This is a genomic window from Collinsella sp. UBA1693, assembly GCF_002320115.1.
In the GTDB taxonomy this organism is placed as follows: domain Bacteria; phylum Actinomycetota; class Coriobacteriia; order Coriobacteriales; family Coriobacteriaceae; genus Collinsella; species Collinsella tanakaei.
This window is the reverse complement of the sequence record NZ_DCJT01000011.1, coordinates 1-22147: the sequence shown is the minus strand read 5'-3', so window position 1 is coordinate 22147 and position 22147 is coordinate 1. Positions and strand designations below refer to the sequence as shown.

18 protein-coding genes, 1 pseudogene and 1 riboswitch are annotated in these 22147 nt (G+C 60.9%); of the genes and pseudogenes, 7 read left to right on the top strand and 12 right to left on the bottom strand.

The features are described 5' to 3' along the window. Positions 1-109: 109 nt before the first annotated feature. The gene (locus B3H65_RS07585) at positions 110-1402 is read right to left on the bottom strand and encodes a M20/M25/M40 family metallo-hydrolase (protein ID WP_286684774.1); all 1293 of its coding nucleotides are present in this window, start codon (positions 1400-1402) and stop codon (positions 110-112) included. 275 nt (positions 1403-1677) lie between these two features. Then, a riboswitch (Lysine riboswitch) is annotated at positions 1678-1844 on the top strand. A 90-nt stretch (positions 1845-1934) separates the two neighbouring features. On the opposite strand from B3H65_RS07585, the gene B3H65_RS07580 reads away from it, so the two are divergent. The 4 genes from B3H65_RS07580 (at position 1935) to dapD (ending at position 5751) form a co-directional block, all read left to right on the top strand. After that, positions 1935-3299, top strand: coding sequence for a diaminopimelate decarboxylase (locus B3H65_RS07580; protein ID WP_286684773.1), 1365 nt, complete (start codon positions 1935-1937; stop codon positions 3297-3299). A 2-nt stretch (positions 3300-3301) separates the two neighbouring features. After that, complete coding sequence (gene dapA, locus B3H65_RS07575; RefSeq protein ID WP_286684772.1) at positions 3302-4192, top strand: 4-hydroxy-tetrahydrodipicolinate synthase; 891 nt, start codon at positions 3302-3304, stop codon at positions 4190-4192. After that, positions 4182-4934, top strand: coding sequence for a 4-hydroxy-tetrahydrodipicolinate reductase (dapB, locus tag B3H65_RS07570; RefSeq protein ID WP_286684771.1), 753 nt, complete (start codon positions 4182-4184; stop codon positions 4932-4934). The genes dapA and dapB overlap by 11 nt, the downstream gene beginning before the upstream one ends. A gap of 100 nt (positions 4935-5034) precedes the next feature. Next, positions 5035-5751 (top strand): 2,3,4,5-tetrahydropyridine-2,6-dicarboxylate N-acetyltransferase, encoded by a 717-nt coding sequence (gene dapD, locus B3H65_RS07565; RefSeq protein WP_117680237.1) that lies wholly within the window; start codon positions 5035-5037, stop codon positions 5749-5751. Positions 5752-5889: 138 nt separating this feature from the next. Here dapD and B3H65_RS07560 read toward each other — a convergent pair whose 3' ends face one another. From B3H65_RS07560 to B3H65_RS07525, 8 genes are all read right to left on the bottom strand, one after another. Continuing rightward, positions 5890-6093: a hypothetical protein gene (locus B3H65_RS07560; protein WP_117680236.1), complete on the bottom strand. Its 204-nt coding sequence runs from the start codon at positions 6091-6093 to the stop codon at positions 5890-5892. Between the two features lie 19 nt (positions 6094-6112). Continuing rightward, positions 6113-6733 (bottom strand): SOS response-associated peptidase family protein, encoded by a 621-nt coding sequence (locus B3H65_RS07555; RefSeq protein ID WP_286684770.1) that lies wholly within the window; start codon positions 6731-6733, stop codon positions 6113-6115. A 33-nt stretch (positions 6734-6766) separates the two neighbouring features. Then, positions 6767-7771 (bottom strand): nucleoid-associated protein, encoded by a 1005-nt coding sequence (locus B3H65_RS07550; RefSeq protein WP_286684769.1) that lies wholly within the window; start codon positions 7769-7771, stop codon positions 6767-6769. Positions 7772-7885: 114 nt separating this feature from the next. Further along, entirely contained in the window at positions 7886-8446 is a 561-nt protein-coding gene (locus B3H65_RS07545) for a PTS sugar transporter subunit IIA (RefSeq protein ID WP_009140205.1), read from the bottom strand. Positions 8447-8670: 224 nt separating this feature from the next. Beyond that, positions 8671-9621: an L-lactate dehydrogenase gene (locus tag B3H65_RS07540; RefSeq protein WP_009140202.1), complete on the bottom strand. Its 951-nt coding sequence runs from the start codon at positions 9619-9621 to the stop codon at positions 8671-8673. Between the two features lie 169 nt (positions 9622-9790). After that, positions 9791-10957: a pyridoxal phosphate-dependent aminotransferase gene (locus B3H65_RS07535; RefSeq protein ID WP_286684768.1), complete on the bottom strand. Its 1167-nt coding sequence runs from the start codon at positions 10955-10957 to the stop codon at positions 9791-9793. Between the two features lie 134 nt (positions 10958-11091). After that, the gene (locus B3H65_RS07530) at positions 11092-12024 is read right to left on the bottom strand and encodes a 1-phosphofructokinase family hexose kinase (protein ID WP_286684767.1); all 933 of its coding nucleotides are present in this window, start codon (positions 12022-12024) and stop codon (positions 11092-11094) included. Positions 12025-12133: 109 nt separating this feature from the next. Further along, positions 12134-14197 (bottom strand): fructose-specific PTS transporter subunit EIIC, encoded by a 2064-nt coding sequence (locus tag B3H65_RS07525; protein ID WP_286684766.1) that lies wholly within the window; start codon positions 14195-14197, stop codon positions 12134-12136. Between the two features lie 211 nt (positions 14198-14408). On the opposite strand from B3H65_RS07525, the gene B3H65_RS07520 reads away from it, so the two are divergent. Further along, on the top strand, positions 14409-15272 hold the full coding sequence (locus B3H65_RS07520; protein ID WP_286684765.1) for a MurR/RpiR family transcriptional regulator: 864 nt from the start codon (positions 14409-14411) through the stop codon (positions 15270-15272). 4 nt (positions 15273-15276) lie between these two features. On the opposite strand, the gene B3H65_RS07515 is transcribed toward B3H65_RS07520, so the two are convergent. Beyond that, on the bottom strand, positions 15277-17358 hold the full coding sequence (locus B3H65_RS07515; protein ID WP_286684764.1) for an NAD(+) synthase: 2082 nt from the start codon (positions 17356-17358) through the stop codon (positions 15277-15279). Positions 17359-17574: 216 nt separating this feature from the next. On the opposite strand from B3H65_RS07515, the gene B3H65_RS07510 reads away from it, so the two are divergent. Then, a complete protein-coding gene (locus B3H65_RS07510) occupies positions 17575-18537 on the top strand; it encodes a hypothetical protein (RefSeq protein ID WP_286684763.1) in 963 nt (320 codons plus the stop codon). Positions 18538-18662: 125 nt separating this feature from the next. Next, on the top strand, positions 18663-20276 hold the full coding sequence (locus B3H65_RS07505; RefSeq protein ID WP_286684762.1) for a hypothetical protein: 1614 nt from the start codon (positions 18663-18665) through the stop codon (positions 20274-20276). Positions 20277-20408: 132 nt separating this feature from the next. Here the strand turns inward: B3H65_RS07505 and B3H65_RS07500 are convergent. Next, positions 20409-20549 (bottom strand): annotated as a pseudogene (locus tag B3H65_RS07500) (DUF2200 family protein); the annotation flags it as partial. Positions 20550-20593: 44 nt separating this feature from the next. Then, positions 20594-22147: energy-dependent translational throttle protein EttA (ettA, locus tag B3H65_RS07495; RefSeq protein ID WP_286684761.1), on the bottom strand; the 1554-nt coding region annotated here is incomplete at its 5' end.

Sequence of the window (22147 nt, the reverse complement as noted above, 5' to 3'; positions counted from 1 at the left end):
GCCATTATTTGGTATTTGGTACAGCGCCACCGCTGCGGTCAGGCGCCGGCGGCTCCATAAGCCCGGCGGCGCGCACGAAGCCGAAACGCGGACACGGCTACGCGATCGGTCACAACCCCAACAGCCTGCAATACGTATCGACGCCTGCCAGCAGGGGATCTTCGTCGAAGTAAAGGTCATCCGCATGCAGCGAGGACGTGGCTCCGCCGGGACACGCCGGGCACGCCCCAACGCCCAGCAGCATAAACAGCCCAGCGATACGCTGCTGGTAAAAAGAGAAGTCCTCGGCGGTGAGCGACGGAGAATCAAGCTCCATCATATGGGGAACCGCCGCGCGGGCACGCTCGAACAGCGCCGCATCATTGATGACGGGCGGGTAGCCCGACGCAAAAGAGACCTCGTAGGTACAGCCGGTCGAGACACAGGCGTCCTCCAGGCAGGAGCGCACGCCGTCGCGTGCCGCGTCGAACAGCTGGTCGGAATACACGCGTAGGCTGCCCTCGATATGGGCGTCGTCCGCAACCGCGTTGCACACCGTGCCGGCGCGCAGCAGGCCAAACTTGGCGATACAGTACTCGCGCTCGCCCAACTGCATCATCAGACGGCGCGCGCCCTCGACAAAACGAGCGGCGGCAAGCATCGCATCATGGGTCTGCTCGTCAGGGACACCGTAGGTGGTGGCGATATGCGCGGACACGCCCTTGATGTCGATGTGCGTCTCGCTGGAACGGGCGAACAGCGGGCCGGGACGAGACGCCACCGTGCCCGCCGGCAGGTCGGGCCATACGTGGAATCCAAAGATCGCGCTCACTCCATAGCGCTCGAACACGCCGGATTCGCAGACGGACCTGGCGCCGCCCGTGGTCTCCTCCGCAGGCTGAAAGATAAACAACACGTTAGAGGCGGGTGCGGCGCATTTTTTGGACGAGGATTGGGCTTCGCATCCCCCGTCTTCGCGCTCCCCCGCGCCGCACGTCCCCGCGTCATCCGCAACGAAGGCGCTTTCGCTAGCGATCGCGCGGTCTACCACGCTGGCAAACGTCAGTGCCATGGCCATATGTGCATCATGGCCGCAGGCGTGCATGTGCCCCGGGGTTTCCGAGGGTGTCGGCGCGCAGGACCGCTCCGTGATGGGAAGGGCGTCCATATCCGTGCGGACGGCGACGGTGGAATCGCATCCGGCATCAAAGTACGCGCACACGCAAGAGCGGCAGGGCTCAAAGACCTCGCAGGAAAGGCCGTCCAAATGGTGACGGACGTACTCGATGGTGCGCGGAAGTTCAAAATCGAGCTCCGGTATGCGGTGCAACGCTTGACGATGGCGACGCAGCTCCCCAAGAATCCACTCCGCGTCCGCACCCGCCACGGTGTCAACGGGAGCGCCAAGCATCCATGCACTCATCTTCAAAGCCCCTTCCTGATCCGCATCTTCCCCATCGCCTGCATCGACCGCACAATCCACATCGGTTGCGAAATCCGCAGCAGCCGCATACAACCGTTACCAATAGCACCTGCGGTCGTCTTTATAAGACCGCGCCACGCGCGGCCCATCAGCAAAACGTTGCGCCATTATACGGGGCGGGTGCCCGCACGGACGCTCTTTGGAATCGAATTGTTTTAAAACGGTAACGAACCAACTATTGCGCCAAATAGACGCTTCGCCATGATAAAGTATCTCCACTCGATAGAGGCGCGGGCGCGAAGATGCGCGGGCGAGCCGGCAGGCGTCGACCCCGTGCGGGGGCAAACCCGCCGAATCCTACCTCCGGGCGCGGAGGTTTGGGTGGGCCCGTGCGAAACACGTCCGGGACTGTCTGCAAGCATGCAGGGGTGCTATTCGAAGTGATTTCTTGGTCGCCGGGGCGGTATTTCATGCCCCCCCGTGCGCGGACGAGGACTGCGAACAAGCCCCGTGCCGCACAGGAAGGCCACAGATGGAAGACCATCAGCAAAACCAAGAAGACCTGGACCGCGCCTATGCGGCCAAACAGCCCTTTGCCACAAAAGAACAGCTCGAAAGCCTAGTGCAGCGCTATCCAACCCCCTTCCATCTGTATGATGAGGCGGGCATTCGCAAGAATATGGAGGCCATCCGCGACGCCTTTGCATGGAACCCGGGATTCAAGGAGTACTTTGCCGTAAAGGCCAATCCCAACCCGCGGCTTATCTCCATCTTGCGCGAATACGGGTGCGGCGCCGACTGTTCAAGCGATACCGAGCTTATGATCGCCCGCTCGCTGGGCATCACGGGGTCTGACATCATGTTCTCGTCCAACAACACGCCCGCAGCGGACTTCGCGCTTGCAAGCGAGCTTGGCGCCACCATCAATTTTGACGATATCACCCACATCGACTTCTTTGAGCGCACGGCCGGCTCCATCCCCAAGATCGTAAGCTGCCGCTTCAACCCGGGCGGGCTGTTCCAGCTCGCAAACGGCATCATGGATAACCCCGGCGACTCCAAGTACGGCATGACCGAGGAGCAGCTTTTCGACGCCTACCGCATGCTAAAGGAAAAGGGCGCCGAAACCTTTGGCCTGCACGCCTTTCTTGCAAGCAACACCGTAACCAATGAATACTACCCTGCGCTCGCGCGCATTCTATTCGACCTCGCGCGCCGACTGCAGGAGGAGACCGGCTGCCGCGTTGGCTTTATCAACCTCTCCGGCGGCGTGGGCATCCCCTATCGTCCCGAACAGCAGGCAAACGACATCCGTGCCATCGGCGAGGGCGTTCGCCGCGCCTATGAGGAGATCTTGGTTCCAGCGGGCATGGACGATGTAGCCGTCTTTGCTGAGATGGGCCGCTTTGTGATGGGCCCCTATGGCTGCTTGGTCACGCGCGCCATCCACACCAAGGACATCTACAAGCACTACGTTGGCGTAGATGCCAACGCATGCAACCTCATTCGCCCGGCTATGTACGGCGCCTATCACCACGTCACCGTAGTGGGCCAGCCAGGTGGTCCGGACAAGACGCACGCCTCCGCAGACGCCGTCTACGACATTGTGGGCAACCTGTGCGAGAACAACGACAAGCTCGCCGTCGACCGTGCCATGCCCCATATAGACATAGGTGACCTGCTGGTGATTCACGACACCGGTGCCCACGGACACTCTATGGGCTACAACTACAACGGACGCCTGCGCTCCGCCGAGGTGCTGCTGCGCTCCGATGGCACCGACGAACTCATTCGACGCGCCGAACGGCCGGATGACTACTTTGCGACCCTGGACGTTTTGCCAGAAGGACGCGCCCTGATCAACGCTTGCCGCGATTGCGGCGGAAAGGACGAGTAACCATGGATGCACGCGAACTCACGGGATCAATCGTCGCCCTTGTGACGCCGTTTGCGAACGATGGCTCAATCGACTTCGAAGCCCTGTCGCACCTAGTGGACTTCCACCTGCAGAACCAAACGGACGGATTATTGATCCTGGGCACCACGGGCGAATCATCCACCATGACGCATGAAGAGGACAACGCCGTGGTCCAGGCCGTGGTCAAGCAGGTTGGGGGCCGCATCCCCGTAATCGCCGGATCAGGTTCCAACTGCACGCAGACCATGGTAGAGAAAAGCCTGGCCTATCAAGAACTGGGAGCAGACGGCCTGCTCATCATCACCCCCTACTACAACAAAAGCAACGAGGAAGGCATCTACCAGCACCTCAAAAAGGTCGCCGATGCAGCGGACATCCCCTGCATCCTCTACAACATCCCCGGCCGCACCGGCTGCTCCATCTCGCTGCGCAACATCGAGCGCCTCGCCGTGCATCCAAACGTCATGGGCCTCAAGGAGGCTTCCGGCAACGTGGGATTCGCCGCCGGCGCCGCCCGCTTTATCAACGATGATTTCCGCATGTATTCGGGCGAGGATGCGCTCACCGTACCGCTGATGTCGCTTGGTGCAAGCGGCACCATATCCGTATGGGCAAACCTTCAGCCGCGCAAGGTGCACCACATGTGCGCGGCCTTCCTAGATGGCGACGTTGAGACCGCACGCAGCCTGCAGCTCGCCGCGCTCCCCCTTATCCACGGGCTGTTTAGCGAGGTGAATCCCATTCCCGTCAAAGAGGCCCTGGCACAGATGGGAATGATCGAGGCGAATTACCGCCTGCCGCTTACCGCCATGTCAAACGGCGCCGCCCAGGCGCTGCGTTCCACCTTGAAGGAGGCTGGTCTTGTTGCTTAACATCGCCATCATGGGTAACGGCCGCATGGGATCGCTCATTCGCCAGACAGCAGAGGCCATGCGCGACGCAGATCAAAACCCCGTCTTTAACGTAGTGGCCCAAATCGGATTCGACCTTGAACGGACTCAAGCCGCGCCCGCAGCGGACGTACTGATCGACTTCTCAAACGTCGCGACCCTGCCCGCGGTCGAGGCCTACGTCAAGCGCTGCGGTTGCGCCCTGGTTAGCGGCACTACCGGCTATTCTGTGGACGAGATGGAGCGCCTGCGCGCGCTGGGCAATCTCGCCGCGGTCCTGCACTCGGGCAACTACTCCATTGGCGTTGCGGCCCTGCGCCACCTCACGGCCCAGGCAACCCGCGAGCTCCCCGGCTTTGACGTGGAGATCTGCGAGACGCACCACAACCAAAAGGTCGATGCGCCCAGCGGAACGGCGAATCTGCTGCTCGATGCCGTTATGGATGCCCAGGCAGCCGCCGGCCGCGGGGAGTATTCCCCCGTGTTTGGCCGCTCCGGCATGTGCGGTGCACGCGACCCGCACGAGATCGGCATGCACTCTCTTCGCGGCGGCACCGTGGCGGGCGTGCACACGGTCTCCTTCTTTGGCCCGGACGAAGAGGTCACGCTTACGCACCGTGCCGGCAGCCGCCAGATATTTGTCAACGGCGCACTTGCCGCAGCGCTCAAGATGGCGATGCGTCAGCCCGGCTTCTACACCTTTGACCAGGTCATGTTCGACTAATTTCACGGCAAGCTCCCTCCCGCAGACCAAACCAACCGGCAGGGGACGCCATCGACCAGGCACTCAAACCAGTACAGATTCTTGCAAAGAGAGGAACACCATGGACAACACCCAGATGAACGCCCAAGAAATCATCGATTTCATCCGCTGCGCGGAGAAGAAGACGCCGGTGAAGCTGTATGTTCGCGAAAAGCCCGGTCAGCGAATTGACTGGAAGGGCGCGCATGTCTTCGGTGGCCGCAAGGGCAAGATCATCTTCGGTGACTGGGGCGAGCTGTCCGGCATCCTGCAGGACAACGCCGACTCCATCGATTACTACGAGGTCGAGAACGACGGCCGCAACTCCGCCGTGCCCCTGCTCGACACCAAGAGCGTCAACGCGCGCATCGAGCCCGGCGCGATCATTCGCGATCGCGTCTCCATCGGCGACAACGCCGTCATCATGATGGGCGCCGTCATCAATATCGGCGCTGTCATCGGCGATGGAACCATGATCGACATGGGTGCCATCCTGGGCGGCCGCGCCACGGTGGGCAAGAACTGCCACATTGGCGCGGGCACCGTACTCGCGGGCGTTGTCGAGCCGGCAAGCGCCACACCCGTGATTATCGAGGACGGCGTCATGATCGGCGCCAACGCCGTGGTGCTCGAAGGCGTCCACGTTGGCAGAGGCGCGGTTGTCGCAGCGGGCGCTGTCGTTGTCGAGGACGTTCCCGATAACACCGTTGTCGCCGGCGTTCCCGCTCGCGTGATTAAGCAACGCGATGATAAGACCGATAGCAAGACAGGCCTGGAAGAGGGCCTGCGTCAACTGTAAGGACAAACACGCAAAAGGTGCCCCTCCGTTTGCTGTTGGGATGCGCGCTTCGCGAAGCATCCCGCAGGCAAACGGAGGGGCTTTTCGTTGGCCCTTGTCACTTGCCGTGCACGGAGGACCCCACGAACCCTCGCTAAGTCACCTGAGCCCTTGGGAGATTCTTTTATCAAGCTCATCACCGTCTAGAACCTCCACGCGATAGCCCTTCATTTCGAAGATCATCGTGTGCGCGGGAACCTGACCCTTGGGGCAACTAACAAAGTCGATGCGCTCACCGGTCTCCTTGTCAAAAGCAATTACCCACAGATTGCCGCCTTTAGATTCCCTTGCTCTATCGTTCACGTAAACCTCCACGCACTCATCAGTGTTCGGGAATTGCAGTAAGTTGAATCGCCGACCTGTCCGCCAGCGTTGCAAAATCTGCACCCAACCAGATGCTCGACTCCCCCGCCCCAAGCACCAACGGCATACGATCATGCACGGGAGAGACGGCTGCATTGGGCTGGGTAGTAACGATGGATAGCTGGCCTTCTTGCTGAACGCCGGCTAGCAAAAACGCGCCGGCATGCTGCAGCCTAAACCTGTACTGACGGCGAACGAGCTTTCCCGTCTTCTCGCTCAATTCGGTTTCTGTGCGGTGTCCCTCGTAAAATGCCCAAACGGGAACCAGGCATCGCCCACGAGCTATCGCGTTGGCCCACATGCCGCGCCTCCCTTGGCGAAGCTGTTCTAAAGCGGACTCTATGCGCGTGTTGTAGACGGATCCTTTCTTACCCTCAAGCGAAAAACCCCACGTAAGGGCCACGGTGACAAGATTGCCGTCTGGACCAGGCACATAGGCGGGAACGCGAGCGCCGGGATACGCATCGAAATCGGCATCGAATTCGTCCGCGCGCTTCACCCTCGCCCTGCCCGTTTGCTTACGGGCCTCGAGCGCATCTCGGGCCTCCTCAAAGCTTAAAGGGCACATGCGAACACACATAGAGCCTCCCACCCCCGACACCGAGTCAAACGCCTATCGGTTCTCGAAACTGCCGATATTGCGCAGAGAAATGGAGATTAGTCCATTGGGCTCGTTCACAAACTCAATGTAATCCGGGTTGTCGACCATTTCCGCAGGAAAGCTGATCTCTATGCCGGTGTCGGTACGGATCTTATGGTTGCGGACCGCCGCGCGTTCAACCTGCGCGCGCTCCACCGGAACGCGCTCGGGCAGGCGCTCCTCCTTTAGGCTCGCCTTGATGGCGTCGCGCATAACGGGCTCATCCTCAAACGCCTCGTCCACAATATCCCACGGCGGAAGCTCCTCGTCCTCTTCCACTGCCTCGGCAACAGCAGCCTTCGCTTTGGCGAGGGCCACCGCGGTATTGGCGCCATGCTCTTCCGCCACCTGCTCCACCACGCGCGTCACGGCATCGATAACCTCTTTGCCGGAAACCCCTGTCTCGCACTGCAGCAGGCCGTCGGGAATCAAGAGGGTATCTTCGCCGGCGATCTTGCGCTTCTTGTCCTGGAAATAAACGTCCATGGTGCTGGCGCGAACCAACGCGAACGATGCCACCTTTTGCGAAGGGCTGGGCAGAATCGCGTAATGACGGGTGATATCGTTGCGAACCTCGCCGCCCTCGCGCGCTACCTCGTGCATAAACGCCATGCGGCTGTTCATAAGCATGACGGCGAACCAGCGGACGTCGTCATCGTCCTCAAAATCCGCCACAAAGACATCGGTCGACTCAACCTTCTCCGCCTTTGCAAGCTCACCGGAGACAAATTCCGCGATCTGCTGGGACAAATCGATGAAGTCGCGCTCGCCAAAGAAGAAGCCCTTGAGCTCGCCGGCAAAGGCGCTGTTCTCGGCGAACGCCCCGCGTTTGTTATCACCGGAAGTACGGGCGCGACGCAGGTGCGAGGTGACAAAGGACCTCACCGCCCGCGTGTCCAGGTCGAGCTCGCGCTGCGACATGACGTTTACGGCCGACTCGAAATCGAGAATATGCAAGATGGCGTGATTGACTTTCATGTAACCTCTAACTACCCGTTGATACGCATAAAAGGAGCGCCGCCGTACCCGTAAGGCAGGGGCGCTCCCAATCGATATGAATGAACGAGAAGCCCTTGGACTCCATGCACGCCGTTAGGCCTTGACGACCACGAGCGGGTCACCGATCTTGACCAACGGATGATCGGCGAACAGCGTGTTGGACTGGCCGACGAGCTTCACCTTATCAAGCAGCGACGGGCTGGTAACGATAACCGTAACCACGTCATCGTAGCCCGCGGCCTTGATAGCGTCGTCATCGAAAACGAGAATGGGTTGGCCCGCCTTGACCTCTTGCTCGGACTCAACCAGGCGGTTGAAGCCCTTGCCCTCCATCTTGACGGTGTCGATACCAACGTGAATGATAAGTTCGATGCCGTTATCGGTGCGCAGACCGATAGAGTGGTTGCTGACCGTGGTGGCGGCGATGCGGCCGTTAGCGGGAGCGTAGATGACGTTACCAACGGGGACGATGCCGTAGCCGCGGCCAAACAAGCCGGACGAAATGGAGTCGTCGTCAATCTCCGAAAGCTCTACCAGAACGCCCGAGATGGGGGCGTAGATGGAATCCGGCCTGGTTGCGAACGTAGCACTGGGATGCTCCACCGTCTCGGAAGAGAATCCCAGGCTCTTCTTGATCTTGTCCACAAGAATCATATGCAGCCTCCTGCAGGGTAATGAGACAAAGGCCTACCGCCCGCCTCGCCAGTAGCTACATATTACCCAAGCAAGACGCAAAACTGGCCGCAATACCCAGCAATCATCCAACAAACGCGGATGACCGCCTCCTTGCATCGCCAGATGAGGCGGAAACGAAAAAGACCCCGCCGCACGAACGCAACGGAGTCTTGCAAGGGCAATTCAATGCGGTTCTAAACGATTTACGCGTTAAAGTCGACCTGGTCGATAACGTCCTTCAAAGCGGAGGCCGAGCGATGCAGCTCGGCGAGCTCGTCCTCGTCCAAGGAGACGGGCACGCGGCACTCGACGCCGTTGCGGCCAACGATGGTGGGCATGGAGATAGCGATATCCTCCAAACCGTACTCGCCGACCATCAGGCTCGAAACGGGCAGAATGTGCTTCTCGTCGCGCATGATGGCGGTGCAGAGGCGCTTCACGGACATGGCGATTCCGTAGTAGGTTGCGTGCTTCTTGTTGATGATCTCGTACGCAGCGTTCTTGACCTCGTCAGCGATGCGCTTCTCGGAAGCCTCGTGATCGAAGTGGCCGCGCATCTCGCAGAAATCATGCAGCGGCACACCGGAGACGTTGGCGCTGGACCAAACAGCGAGCTCAGAGTCACCATGCTCGCCGATGATATAGGCGTGAACGTTGCGGGGGTCGACGCCAAGGTGCGCGCCCAGGGCGTCCTTAAGACGAGCGGAGTCGAGCACGGTGCCGGAACCGATAACGCGGCTCTCGGGCAGACCGCTCATCTTGATGGCGGCATAGGTGAGAACGTCGACGGGGTTGGAGACGATGAGCAGGATGCCCTCGAAGCCGACCTCGCGAATCTGCGGAATAATCGACTTAAAAATGTTGACGTTCTTGTTCACCAGGTCCAAACGGGTCTCGCCGGGCTTTTGGGCGGCACCGGCGGTGACTACGATGATGGCGGCGTCAGCAGCGTCCTTATAGTCGCCCGCATAGATCTTCATGGGGCTGGCGAAGGGGGCGCCGTGGCTGATATCGAGGGCTTCACCCTCAGCGCGATCGCGATCGACGTCGATGAGCACCATCTCGCTGAACAGACCGCTCTGCATCAACGCGAACGCGGAGGACGAACCAACGAAACCGCAACCGACGATAGCGACTTTCCTGTCATTAACCATGGGAGATTCCTTCCCTTCAAGCAGAAACTAAGGCAAGCATAGACTGTGAGATAGCGAGCCGCGAATTCCTGCAACAGTAGACAATGAATATTTTAACGCGCTTACACTAGTTTATCAGTGCCGTACACCGATTTTTTATTGACAATAGATCTTAAGTTTGAAGCTGACATTAACCAACGATACCAGCATCGCGTATCGCCTGGACAGCAAGCGCAATCCGGTCGGGCGGAAGCACCAGCGCCATACGAACGTACCCCTCGCCCGAAGGCCCAAAGCTGGCCCCCGGAGTAACTATGACACCTGCCTTGTCCATAAGTTCCTCGCAGAACGCCATGGAGTCCGTGCGACCGCCCGGCAACTTGCACCAGATGAACATGGAACCATGCGCGTTGGGACGCTCCCAACCCAAGGACTCAAGACCGGCGCAGAGCGCATCGCGACGCTCCTGATATGCCAAGCGTTGATCCTCAACCTGCTCGAGCGGACCTGTTAGCGCAGCGATGGCGGCCTTCTGCAACGGCAAGAACATGCCAAAGTCAATCTGGCTGCGAAGCTTAGAGAACGCGGCGACAACATCAGCTCGGCCCACAAGAAAACCAATGCGAGCGCCGGTGACGTTGAAAGACTTGGAAAGCGAGAAGAACTCGACTCCAACCTGAAGCGCGCCGGGATACGAAAGGAAGCTGCCTCCGCGCGGACCATCGTAGGTGATATCGGAATAAGCGTTGTCGTGGACGATGAGAAGGTCGTGCTCGCGCGCGAATGCGATAATCTCCTCGTATAGCTCCGGGGTACCCACGCTACCAACCGGATTGGCGGGCAACGACACGATCATATACTTGGCGCGATCGGCAACGGCCGGATCGATGCCGGCGACGTAGGGCAAAAAATGGTGCTCGGCATTAAGCGGATAATACGAGAGCTCGGCGCCGGCGAGCTTGGCGCCCGCCTCGAAGACGGGGTAACAGGGATCGGGGACCAGCACAACATCGCCCGGATCGAGCAAGGCGAGCGCAAAGTGCCCCACGCCCTCCTGGGTACCGTTGACCGAGCAGACCATATCTGGCGTGATCCCATCAACGTCAAAACGACGTTTGTAGTAGTCGCACACCGCCTGCTTCATCTCCGGCAGATCGCGCAGGCTGTACTTCCACATCTGGGGATCGCGCGCAGCATCGATGAGCGCGTCAACGACATGATCATACGGAGCGAAATCGGGTGTTCCCACGGATAGGTTGTAGATAGTGCGGCCCGCCTCCTCGAGAGCAACCTTACGTGCATTGAGGGCAGCGAACACCTCGTCACCAAAACGATCGAGCCTGGAAGAGAATTGCATGGAAACATCCCCTCTCATGATGGGATATCGACATTTATACATCCTCACCATTATGCACCTGCGTCAAGGCGTAGGCCGCCGCACTTGGCAAGGCGGCCCATATCGAAACCTATCGCGAACGCACAGGCGAGCAGCTACTTAACCAGGCGCACTTCGATGTAACCCTGGTACTCGTCCACATGGGCAAAATCACCCAGGCCGGGACACTCGACCACGTTGGCACCGGTGGCCATAGAGCGCTTGAGGGCGTCTTCCACGCGATCGGGTTCAAAACCCCAGATCGAAAGGAACGCCGCAAGCGAGGAGTCGCCAGCGCAGACGGTGGAAAGCACCTTTACCTTATGGATGTTATGGGCAAACCACACGTGCTCGCCGTTGGAAAAGTACGCGCCCGCGCCACCCAGCGTGAGCAGTACGTTTTGGGCGCCGCGACGGTGCAGATCCGCTAGGGCGGAGACGGCGGAACCATCGTCACCAGGCTGCACGTCCAGGCCGAAGATATCACGAAGCTCGTCGTCGTTGGGCTTGATAAGCAGGGGCTCAAGCTCAAGCAAATCGACAAGCTGCGTGCTTGAGATATCCAGAACAAAGCTGGAGCTCTTGGCGCGAACGGTCTCAAGGACACGGCGCAAAAAACCATTGGAGGTATTAGGGGGCAGGGAACCTGAGATGACCAGGCAATCAAGGTCCTCGAGCGAGGAGATGAGCTCGACCATGGCGTCCTCGTCTGCAGGCGTGATGGCGGCGCCGGCATTAACCATGTTGTATTCAACGCCCTCGCCGGCGTTGAGGAAGACGTTGACGCGCGTGATGCCCTCGGTCCACACGGGCTTCACCTCGACGCCACGCTCACGCGCGCCCTCGACGATGAACTTACCGGAGAAGCCGGCGAAGAAGCCCAGGATGGCGGTGGGCACGTTGTAGTGGTCAAGCGTGAACGAGACGTTGAGACCCTTGCCGTTGGGCGAATAAACCGCATCGCGGGTACGGGTGACCGTGTTGGCATCCAAGTGGTCGCAAGAAACGTTGTAGTCGATCGCGGGGTTGGCCGTGAGGGTGTAGATCATGTGAGTCCTCCCGTCACATACAGGTGATAAAGAGAACCCGGACCGATGAAAACCACCGGCCCGGGCGAAACGTCAGCGGACGGCTCTAATGCGAGCCCGCGGCGAGGCCTTAGACCAGGCGCTCGTTGATAAGGGAAGCGACCGCAGCGGGATCGGTCGCGTCCTTGCAGGCGGCGCGGAAATCATCGTCCGTAAGCGCCATGGCAACCTTGGAGAGAATCTGCAGGTGCGAAGTACCGGCCTCTGCCTCGGGAACAAGCAGCGCGATGGCGCAGGTGACGGGCGCCTCGTCCATGGTATCCCATCCGGGGACGCCCTCAGGGGCCTTGAGAACCATGACGGAAGCCTGCTTGACGGCATCGGTCTTGGCGTGCGGAATCGCGAAGCCATCGACCATACCCGTGGTGCCCTCCGCCTCGCGCTTAAGGAACGCGGCGAGCAGCGTGTCAGCGTCGTCAGCGATGCCGGCTGCAACGGCGTTGTCGGAGATGAACTTCAGCGCGGCATCGCGGCCATCGACCTTCTGGTCGCAGAAGACGTTGGATGCCTTAACAAAGTCACCGGCAGCATCCGCCTGGTCAGCCTTGTCCTTGGCAGCCTGCTCGACCTCGGCCGGCTCGGCCTTGGAAGCCTCGGAGGCGACGGCCGGCGCAGCGGCGGGCGCAGGTGCAACGGAGGGAGCGGCGGCTGCCTGCTCACGAGTCCACTCGTGCTTCTTGAATGCCGTGAACAGAATGCCGCCAACAACGGTGCCGACGAGAATGGCGAGAACCCACTGGAGGCCGCCGTCAACCACGGGAAGCACCAGGAAGCCACCATGGGGAGCGGGGACGTGGACGCCCAACAGCAAGGTTAGCACGGAGGCGATGGCAGAGGAGACCATCATGATGGGCATGACGGGCCAGATGTTCTTAGTCATGAACGGGATGGCGCCCTCGGTGATGTGAGTGCAGCCAAGGATGATGTTGACGATACCGGCGTCATGATCTTCCTGGGAGAAGTATTTCTTGCCGGCGATAACCGCGAAGCTGGTAACCAGCGGCGGAACGATGCAGGCGGCGGAGACGGCGGCCATGAACGCGGTGCCGTCAGCGTACTCGGACGTGCCGACGCCAGCCTCAAGGCCGGCACCCAGCAGCATGGTGCCGGTTACATAGGCAGCCTTGTTGACCGGACCACCCATGTCGACCGCGCACATGCAGCCAATGGCGATGCCCAAGGGAATAGCGCCGGCGTGCTGCAGGCCGCGAAGGAAGTCCATCATGCCGTTGTTGATGGTGACCATGGGGCCGGAGATGCCCAGCATCACAAGGCCAACAATGAGCGTGGAGAACAGCGGGTACAGGAAGATCGCCTTGAGACCGTTCAGGTTAGCGGGCAGCTTAGCGAATACCTTCTCCAGCAGCAAGATGACGTAACCGGAAAGAAAACCGCCAACGATTCCGCCCAGGAAACCAAAGCCCACGCCGGAACCTCCGGCATCGATAAGACCGGTCTCAGCAGAAACGGGCAGGCCCTGGATGGCGATCATACCGGCGACGAAACCAGGAACCAGAGCGGGGCGCTTTCCGATGGACTCGGCGATATAAGCGGACAGCACGGGAACCATAAGGTTCATAGCGATGCCGCCGATGGTCTTAAGCATGGCGGCGAACGTGTTGTAATCCGAAGCGGTGGAATCAAAAGACGTGATGCCCCACAGGAAGGAGACGGCGGTAAGGACGCCGCCGGCGACGACGAACACCAGCATGTGGGAAACGCCGTTCATGAGGTGCTTGTAGAGCTGATGGCCGAAGCTCTCTTTCTCCGCGCTGGGAGCCTCTTGCGCAACGGCGGCGACGGCATTGGGGTCCGCCTTGGCGGCCAGGGCGTCGTCGATCAGCTTGCCTGCTGCCTCCTGCGAAATGGCGCGCGAAACACCCACGGAAACCATGGGCTTGCCGGCGAAGCGCTCGGCGTTGACGTCTTTGTCGGCGGCGACCACCACGGCGCGAGCCGCGGCAATCTCGGCGGGGGTCAGCGCGTTCTCGATACCGACCTGGCCATGGGTCTCGACCTTGATGGTGAGCCCTCGCTCGGCCGCGGCCTTTTCAAGCGCCTCCTTCGCCATGAAGGTGTGGGCGATACCCGTTGGGCAGCCCGTGGCAGCAATAATGTCGTACTTCTCTGCCATGTTCCCTCCCTTAACTTCCATGCACCGGCGGTGCATCTGATAACCCTACTTTACATGAGCACATTTGATAGGTTTCTTTCACGCAGTGTATCATGCGTGAAAGGCATTTTTACGCCTGCGAGCGGTTATGTAAGGTTGCTTCATTACTCCTTCGCAATTGCGCTGCACTTTGGGGCTATGCTGTAGACAGGGAGATTGTAAGGAGAGAATCGTGTCGACTGCAGACCAACCAAGCGCGCTCGCGCTCATTACCTCAACCAGGGATTTTCTGGACAGTGAACAACGCATCGTTGATTTCATCCTCGCCAACCCCGATAGGGCGCCCCGCATGACCAGCGCGCAGCTATCTGCGGCAAGCTCCACCTCCGAGGCGTCGGTATCGCGTTTCTGCAGGCGACTGGGCTTTGCAAACTACCGCGCCTTTCAATTCTCGCTAGCCCATGACTTTGCAATTCAAGGCGGCAACACGCAGATTACCCGCGAGGTCTCTTTGGACGACGTCCCGCAGTCGATTGCCAACATCAAGCACGCGAAGATACGCGAAATAGAATCGACCCTCGACTATTTGGACGAGAAGACCCTAAGGCGCGTCGTGGACCTGTTTGCCCGTGCCGACATGATCTTGTTTGCGGCGGTTGGCAACACCAACGCCGTCGCCATCGACGCGGCTATCAAATTTGGCCAGCTGGGCCTGCGCAGCGTCGCCACCACCATCACCGAAAGCTCTACGTCGTTGGCGCTCAGCATGCGCAAGGGCGACGTGCTGTTTCTCATCTCAAATTCAGGCAAGTCCAAGCGACTTGAAAAAATACTTCATGCTGCGAAGCAAGGCGGCGCCACGGCGATCCTCATCACCGGCGACGCCACCTCTCCCCTCGCCCGCATGTCAGACATAGTCCTTAGGGCAGTCAACTATGAAGCCCTGCTCACCACCGTGGACTTCACGTTTTCTAAAATATCCGCGACCCTCATCATCGAGGTCATCTACAGCTTCTTGCTGACGGTCATCCCGCACGCACGAGACGCCATCAGCGGATACGAAGAGCTGATCCAACCGGATAAGGAGATGGAGTAGCTCTCTACAGCTCGATACCGTCGACGTCTATGGCATCGACCTCGTCCAGCCACAACCGTGAAGAGGCATCGCTGGGCATGCGCCAATCGCCGCGCGGCGACAACGTCACGCTGCCCACCTTGGGACCATCGGGCAGGCAGCTGCGTTTGAACTGTTGGGCAAAGAAGCGGCGGTAGAACGTGCGCAGCCATGCATGAATGGTCGCTGGATTGTAGACGCCCTCAAAAGAGCGACATGCCATACGGAAGATCTTTGACGGCGCAAACCCAAAGCGCAGCATGTGGTACAGGAAGAAGTCGTGTAGCTCATAGGGGCCAACAAGGTCTTCGGTGCGCTGTGCGATCTCATCGTCGCCCGTGGGCGGCAAAAGCTCCGGCGATACCGGCGTGTCGAGCACGTCAAGCAGCACCTCGGCGATCTCTCCCCCAAACACGTCGGCGGCGTAGCGAACCAGATGGCGGACAAGTGTCTTGGGCACGCTGGCATTGACGCCGTACATGCTCATGTGGTCGGCGTTGTAAGTGGCCCAGCCCAGCGCCAGCTCAGAGAGGTCGCCCGTACCAATAACAAAGCCGCCCAGCTCGTTTGCCAAATCCATCAGGATCTGAGTGCGCTCGCGCGCCTGCGAGTTCTCATAGGTTACGTCTTGGACCTCCGGATCATGGCCGATATCGGAGAAGTGCAGGCGCACGGCCTCGCCGATGGGAATCTCGCGGAAGGACACGCCCAGCTGCTCGGCCAGGCGCTGCGCATTGGACTTTGTGCGGCCCGTGGTGCCAAAGCCGGGCATGGACACGGCCATGATGCCCGTGCGAGCAAGACCCAGCCTATCGAAGGCGCGCACACATACCAGCAAGGCAAGCGTGGAATCAAGGCCGCCGGAAAGGCCTATGACCGCGTTTTGGGAAGAAGTATTTGCCAGGCGCGTGGCCAAGCCAACCGTCTGCAAGTCGAGGATGGTCTCGCAACGCTGCGCCAAGTCGCGGTCGTCCGCGGGAACAAACGGCGCACGCGGCGCCACTCGCAGGGTTTCAAGCGCTGAATACAAGAGCGACGGCACTTCATGGATCTCGGGCGCGGAGGCATCGCATGCGCGCTCATCGCCGCGAGGCCTCGCGGCGCCATAGGAGAACGAGACTTCCTGAACCGCTCCGGTCGCAAATACCGGACGCGTCCATGTGGACGAGGAGCGGCGTTCCGCCGCCAATCGGTCAAGATCGACGTCGGCGGCTACCATCCCCGTGGAAAACAATTCGCTACGGGCCAGAAGGCTGCCGTTCTCGGCAATGATGTTATCGCCCGCGAAAACTAGGTCCGTTGTAGACTCGCCCTCCCCTGCGTCAGCGTACGCGTAGGCGCAATAAAGGCGCGCGCTCTGACCGCACACCAAATCGCGGCGGTAACCGGCCTTCCCGATGACCTCGTCCGAGGCGCTGGGATTCAAGATAACGGTCGCGCCCGCCAGCGCCATCGATGTCGACGGCGGTTCGGGCACCCACAGGTCCTCGCAGACCTCGATACCGATGACCACGCCCGAGCACCCGTCATCCGCGCAGCGATACACAATGCCGGACCCAAACGGCACGCAACGTCCACCGGCAATGTCCGCAGGAACCTGAACAAAGGAGACGTTTAACGGCGCGGGGGCAAACCAACGCCGCTCGTAGAACTCGCTGTGGTTGGGAAGATGCTTTTTGACGGTAAGGCCCAACAGCCGGCCGCGGCAGCACGCAGCCACGACGTTGTAGACGTTCTCGCCCTGAGCCCAGGGCAGGCCGACGGTGAAGAAGATGGGTAGGTCACGGGTTTGGGCCAGCAACCATGCCAGAGCGCGCTCGCACGCTCGCAAGAGCGTCCGATCATGGAACAGGTCGCCCGCGGTGTAACCGGTAAGGTTCAGCTCGGGCAGCGCCAGCGCGCCCACGCCCGCCGCCGCAGCCTCGCGTACAGCGTCAAGAGCCGCCTTCGCGTTGCCTTTGACATCGGCCACGCGAATCTTGGGCGTCGCCGCGGCTATGCGAAAGAACCCGTCACCATCGCCGGCGCCCGCGGCCCCGCTCACGCCTGCAAAGATCAACTCGTCCATGATGGCTCCCATCTAGATAATCAGCTCCACTCATTATACGCACGAGGCGCAGGCGGAATGAAATGCATTCTCCACAGGCTCTCCTTGTGTGTCGCTTCTTTTTGTTGTCTGGGCGCGGGGCGTTCAGATTTCGTGCAAGCGGTAACAAAATATATGGACGATTTTTCCGGGCTGCCTCATTGCCCGCACACGGCGCCCGACTCATAAGGGGGATTAATGGCAAACGACTTTCCTACATATACCGATATGAAAAGAACCCGCGTGATCGAGCGCGACAGCGTCTACACCAGGCCGCGCGAGAACGCCTCTATTGGCAGCACGCAACCCATCGCGAAAAAAGAGGGACTGTTCGACGGCATCTCTATAGGCCAGATAGCCGCGAGCGCGGCCGCTGCGGCAACCTCCATGCTGTTGGCATCAAAGATAGGCATCGCAGGCTCGGTCATTGGCGCCGCCGTGAGCTCTGCGGTCACCATTGTGGCCACGCAGCTGTATCGACGCGCACTATCGGCGGGGGCTCGCAAGCTCCAAAACGCGACGTTCGACGCCGTTCATAAACCGGCGGGTGCCTACGGCGCACCCGAGCCCACGCAGATGAATGCGCACACCCCCTACGCGCAAGCCTACACGAGCGCACGCAGCGCCCGCGTCGCCCCCACAAAACTGCAAGCACGCGCCGCCGCGCAACGAGCCGGCACCCAGCGCAAGGTGGTCATAGCCTCCATAGCCATCGCCGCCCTAAGCCTTGCCTTGGTGAGCGGCGCCATCATGCTCGCCACGGCGGGCGAGGGCCTGGGCACTCGCCCCAACCCCATCTTTACGCAGAGCACCACCTCAACCGATGCGAGCACGCAAAGCGATTCCGAGGCAAGCTCCTCGACCGCAACGGGCACCACGACGGACATTTCGAGCAATTCCAGCTCTACCGCCAACGGGGCGGCCGATGACTCCGCCGATAGCTCGCAGGGCCAGGAATCGATCGACAACTCCGCGCAAACCGGCAGCGATTCCTCGTCCAGCAACTCAACCAACGGCACAACGAACACCGGAAGCTCCAGCCAGCAGGACTCCACCGCAGGCGGAACCTCGTCTGACTCTCAAAAGCAGGACTCGTCCACCACCAACGGCAGCGGCACCACCGACGGCGCGAGCACCTCAAGCGGAACCACCGCCGAATAAGCGCCGCAAGCAACAATATGTAACGCCACAGGCGCTCGCGTCGCTTTTATCGCCCGCGATGCGCCCTGCTATGGCCCGTGGATGTTAAGATTCTTTCCAATCGTACCGTTTGGAAAGAAGCACATATGCCGCGCACATCCACATCACCTCGATTCACCGAGGCCAACAAGCTCTTTATGTACCGCCTGCTTCGCGACCAGCTTGGTTGCGGCAAGCAGACCTTTATCACCCGTGTGGACGAGGTTTTAGCGCAAGACCGCCTGACCGCCGAAGACCTGGGGTTTGACTCCACCTTGCAACTTCTAGAGGCGCTTGGCGCAGACGTGGTGAAGATCACCTTGTTTAAAGGCGGCCGAGCCTACGCCACCGTTTTGCCCCGCGAGGATTGGGACAAGGCACTTGCCGCCCCCGAGATCAAGGCTCCCGCAAAGGGAAACAAGCCCTGGAAGAAAAAGAAGGGCGACAAATCGATCAAGCCAAGCTGTCCCAAGCGCGTGAAGCGCGACGAGACCCCATCCGACTCCCCCGCCGCAATGACGGACGAGGACGATGCGCCAGCCCTCCCCGATCGCAACGCTGCCGAAAGCAGCGCCTCTGCGTCAGGCGCCGCCCTGTCCAATGCAGCGACGGCCGACTCAACGCCCACAGCACCACAGAAAGCCGCCACCCGCGACCCGCGCCTGCGCAATGCCAACTTCTCGCTTGAAGGCATCGAAGCCGACCAGGCAGATACCGCAAAGGACGAGGACGAGGACAAAGCGGACGATACCGCAGCAAGGGCAAACGCTTCCGAGTCTGAAGCCGCACCCGGCGGCGACAACGCAGCGCAAGACGCCGAAGAGCGCGCTGCGGACTCCCCCCGTATCGCCCTCACCGTCACCTATGACCCCTATACGGGCCAGCAGGGCGAATCGTCCCTGGTAGCCACGCCCGAAGAGCTAGCCAAGTGCGCCGCCGAAAAAGCCGCCGCACAGGCCGCCCGCCGCGCCGCGCAAGAAGCTACCGCCGCCGCAGCACGCGCCGCGCAGATCGCGCGCGAGCGCCGCGCCGCCGTTATCGCCGCCGCCATCGCGGAGCGCGCCGCGCAAAAGGAAGCCGAGGCGGCACGGGAACTCGCCGAAGCGGAAGCCCGCGCCCGCGCAGAGGCGGAAGCGGACATGGCCGCCATGGAGGACGCCGAGCACCAAGACGATGCCGCGCAAAACGAGACGGCCCCAAGCGAAAAGCCCGTTCTGGAGCAGGAGGCCGACGATGCCCCCAACGCCGAGATCGCTCACCAGGAGGCCGCCGACAAGACGCCAAAGGGAGACGCGTCCCTGCCCACGCCGCAAGAGGGAGCAGATCCCTCTGCGACAGCGGCAGAGCCCCTCGCACCCGCCGCCGACTCCTCGTCCACGCCCGCACCTGAACCCGCACCGGTAGCACCCGCGCTGCCAAGCGATTTTCCGCTGGACTTTAGCAGCGAGGTCTTCTGCCCCGGTCCCCTGCTGCACTCCCTTACCATGCTCTACCCTTATGGCGCCGACGTCATGGGCATTGTTTCGGAATACTGCCTTATCGCGCGCGAACGCGGAAGCATCGAGGCGAGCAGGAGCAAGGCGACGTTTTCGATCTGCTACTTGCAAAACGGCCAACGCGCAACCGCGGATGTAGTCATTCGCAGGCGTCGCGAAGCCGGCATGGGGGCCGCGTGGGCCATCGACTCGGTCACCGTCGCAGATAGCGATGACGCAGAGTAGCCCGCTCATCGTTTTGAGCCCATTTATATGGACGATGCCGCGTGGCTGTAAACCAGTCGCGAACAGTTCGCACCAATAGACCGGGAGCGCCCCGCCATTACAGCAGGGCGCTCCCGTTTGCTGCAGCAATCTTTATGCACGGCAGATCTTCTCCAGGGGGCGCCCTTTTGCTAACTCGTCCACAAGCTTGTCGAGATAGCGCAGCTCCCGCATAAGGGGGTCCTCAATCGATTCCACCGCGACCCCACAGACCTTGCCAGTAATGAGAGCGCGGTTGGGAGCCGTTTTGTCTTAGCGAATCTCTCGCGAATAAAGCGCTAGTCGCGGGTGAGCTTGCGACGAATGCGATGGGGCTGAGCGGCGTCCTCGCCCAAGCGCGCGACGCGGTTCTCCTGGTACGCCTCGAAGTTGCCCTCGAACCAATACCAGTTACCCGGATTTTCATCCGTGCCCTCCCACGCCAGGATATGCGTGGCGACGCGGTCGAGGAACATGCGGTCGTGGCTGATGACCACGGAGCAACCGGGGAACTCAAGCAGCGCGGACTCCAGGGAGGACAGGGTCTCGACGTCCAAGTCGTTGGTAGGCTCGTCCAAAAGCAGCAGGTTGCCGCCCTGCTTGAGGGTGAGGGCGAGGTTCAGGCGGTTGCGCTCGCCACCAGAGAGAACACCGGCGCGCTTCTGCTGGTCGGAACCCTTGAAGCCGAAGCTGGCAACGTAGGCGCGGCTGGGCACCTCGCTCTCGCCAACCTGCATGATGTCCAGACCGTCGGAGACAACCTCCCACAGGTTCTTATCGGGATCGATGCCAGAGCGGTTCTGGTCGACGTAGGAAATCTTTACGGTCTCACCGATCTCCAGGTTGCCGCCGGATAGCTCCTCGAGCCCAACGATGCACTTGAACAGCGTGGACTTGCCGACGCCGTTGGGGCCGATGACGCCCACGATGCCGTTGCGCGGCAGGGTGAAGGAGAGGTCGTCGATCAGCACGCGGCCGTCGAACTCCTTGTGCAGATGCTCGGCAACCAGGACCTTGGCGCCCAGGCGCGGACCCACGGGAATACGGATATCGGTGTAATCGAGTTTCTGGCTGGCGCGAGCCTCCGCTTCCATCTCCTCGTAGCGGGCAAGACGGGCCTTGTTCTTGGCCTGGCGAGCCTTGGGGCTGGAGCGCACCCATTCGATTTCGGCAGCCATGCGCTTTGCCAGGCGCTCGTCGCGCTGGCCCTGGGCGGCGATACGGGCTGCCTTGGTCTCCAGGTAGGTGGAGTAGTTGCCCTTGTAGGGATACAGATGGCCGCGGTCTACCTCGCAGATCCACTCGGCGACGTTATCCAAGAAGTAGCGGTCATGGGTGACGGCGAGTACAGCGCCGGGGTAGTTCTTCAAGAAGTGCTCCAGCCACAGTACGGACTCGGCGTCCAGGTGGTTGGTGGGCTCGTCCAAAAGCAACAGGTCGGGAGCCTCGAGGAGCAGCTTGCACAGCGCGACGCGACGGCGCTCGCCGCCGGAAAGGACGTTGACGGGCATATCCGAATCGGGCAGCTGCAGCGCGTCCATGGCGACGCCCAACTTGGAGTCGATATCCCAGCCGTCGGCGGTATCGATCTCGTCCTGCAGGCGGCCCATCTCGGCCATCAGGGCGTCCATATCGGCATCGGGATCGCACATCTCCTCGCCGATCTTGTTGAAGCGGTCGACCTTGGCAAGGATGTCGCCAAACGCCATGCGGACGTTTTCAATCACGGTCTTGTCATCGTCCAGCGGGGGCTCCTGCTGAAGGATGCCCACGGTGTAGCCGGGGGTAAGACGGGCATCGCCATTGGAGACTTCCTCGATGCCTGCCATGATCTTGAGCAAGGTTGACTTGCC

Coding starts and splice junctions, on each gene's coding strand:
- B3H65_RS07510 (WP_286684763.1), top strand. CDS start 17,575: ATGGCAAACGACTTTCCTACATATACCGATATGAAAAGAACCCGCGTG.
- B3H65_RS07550 (WP_286684769.1), bottom strand. CDS start 7,771: ATGAAAGTCAATCACGCCATCTTGCATATTCTCGATTTCGAGTCGGCC.
- B3H65_RS07530 (WP_286684767.1), bottom strand. CDS start 12,024: ATGATCTACACCCTCACGGCCAACCCCGCGATCGACTACAACGTTTCT.
- B3H65_RS07545 (WP_009140205.1), bottom strand. CDS start 8,446: ATGATTCTTGTGGACAAGATCAAGAAGAGCCTGGGATTCTCTTCCGAG.
- B3H65_RS07535 (WP_286684768.1), bottom strand. CDS start 10,957: ATGCAATTCTCTTCCAGGCTCGATCGTTTTGGTGACGAGGTGTTCGCT.
- B3H65_RS07585 (WP_286684774.1), bottom strand. CDS start 1,402: ATGAGTGCATGGATGCTTGGCGCTCCCGTTGACACCGTGGCGGGTGCG.
- B3H65_RS07555 (WP_286684770.1), bottom strand. CDS start 6,733: ATGTGTGTTCGCATGTGCCCTTTAAGCTTTGAGGAGGCCCGAGATGCG.
- B3H65_RS07525 (WP_286684766.1), bottom strand. CDS start 14,197: ATGGCAGAGAAGTACGACATTATTGCTGCCACGGGCTGCCCAACGGGT.
- B3H65_RS07515 (WP_286684764.1), bottom strand. CDS start 17,358: ATGGACGAGTTGATCTTTGCAGGCGTGAGCGGGGCCGCGGGCGCCGGC.
- B3H65_RS07505 (WP_286684762.1), top strand. CDS start 18,663: ATGCCGCGCACATCCACATCACCTCGATTCACCGAGGCCAACAAGCTC.
- dapA (WP_286684772.1), top strand. CDS start 3,302: ATGGATGCACGCGAACTCACGGGATCAATCGTCGCCCTTGTGACGCCG.
- B3H65_RS07580 (WP_286684773.1), top strand. CDS start 1,935: ATGGAAGACCATCAGCAAAACCAAGAAGACCTGGACCGCGCCTATGCG.
- B3H65_RS07540 (WP_009140202.1), bottom strand. CDS start 9,621: ATGGTTAATGACAGGAAAGTCGCTATCGTCGGTTGCGGTTTCGTTGGT.
- dapD (WP_117680237.1), top strand. CDS start 5,035: ATGGACAACACCCAGATGAACGCCCAAGAAATCATCGATTTCATCCGC.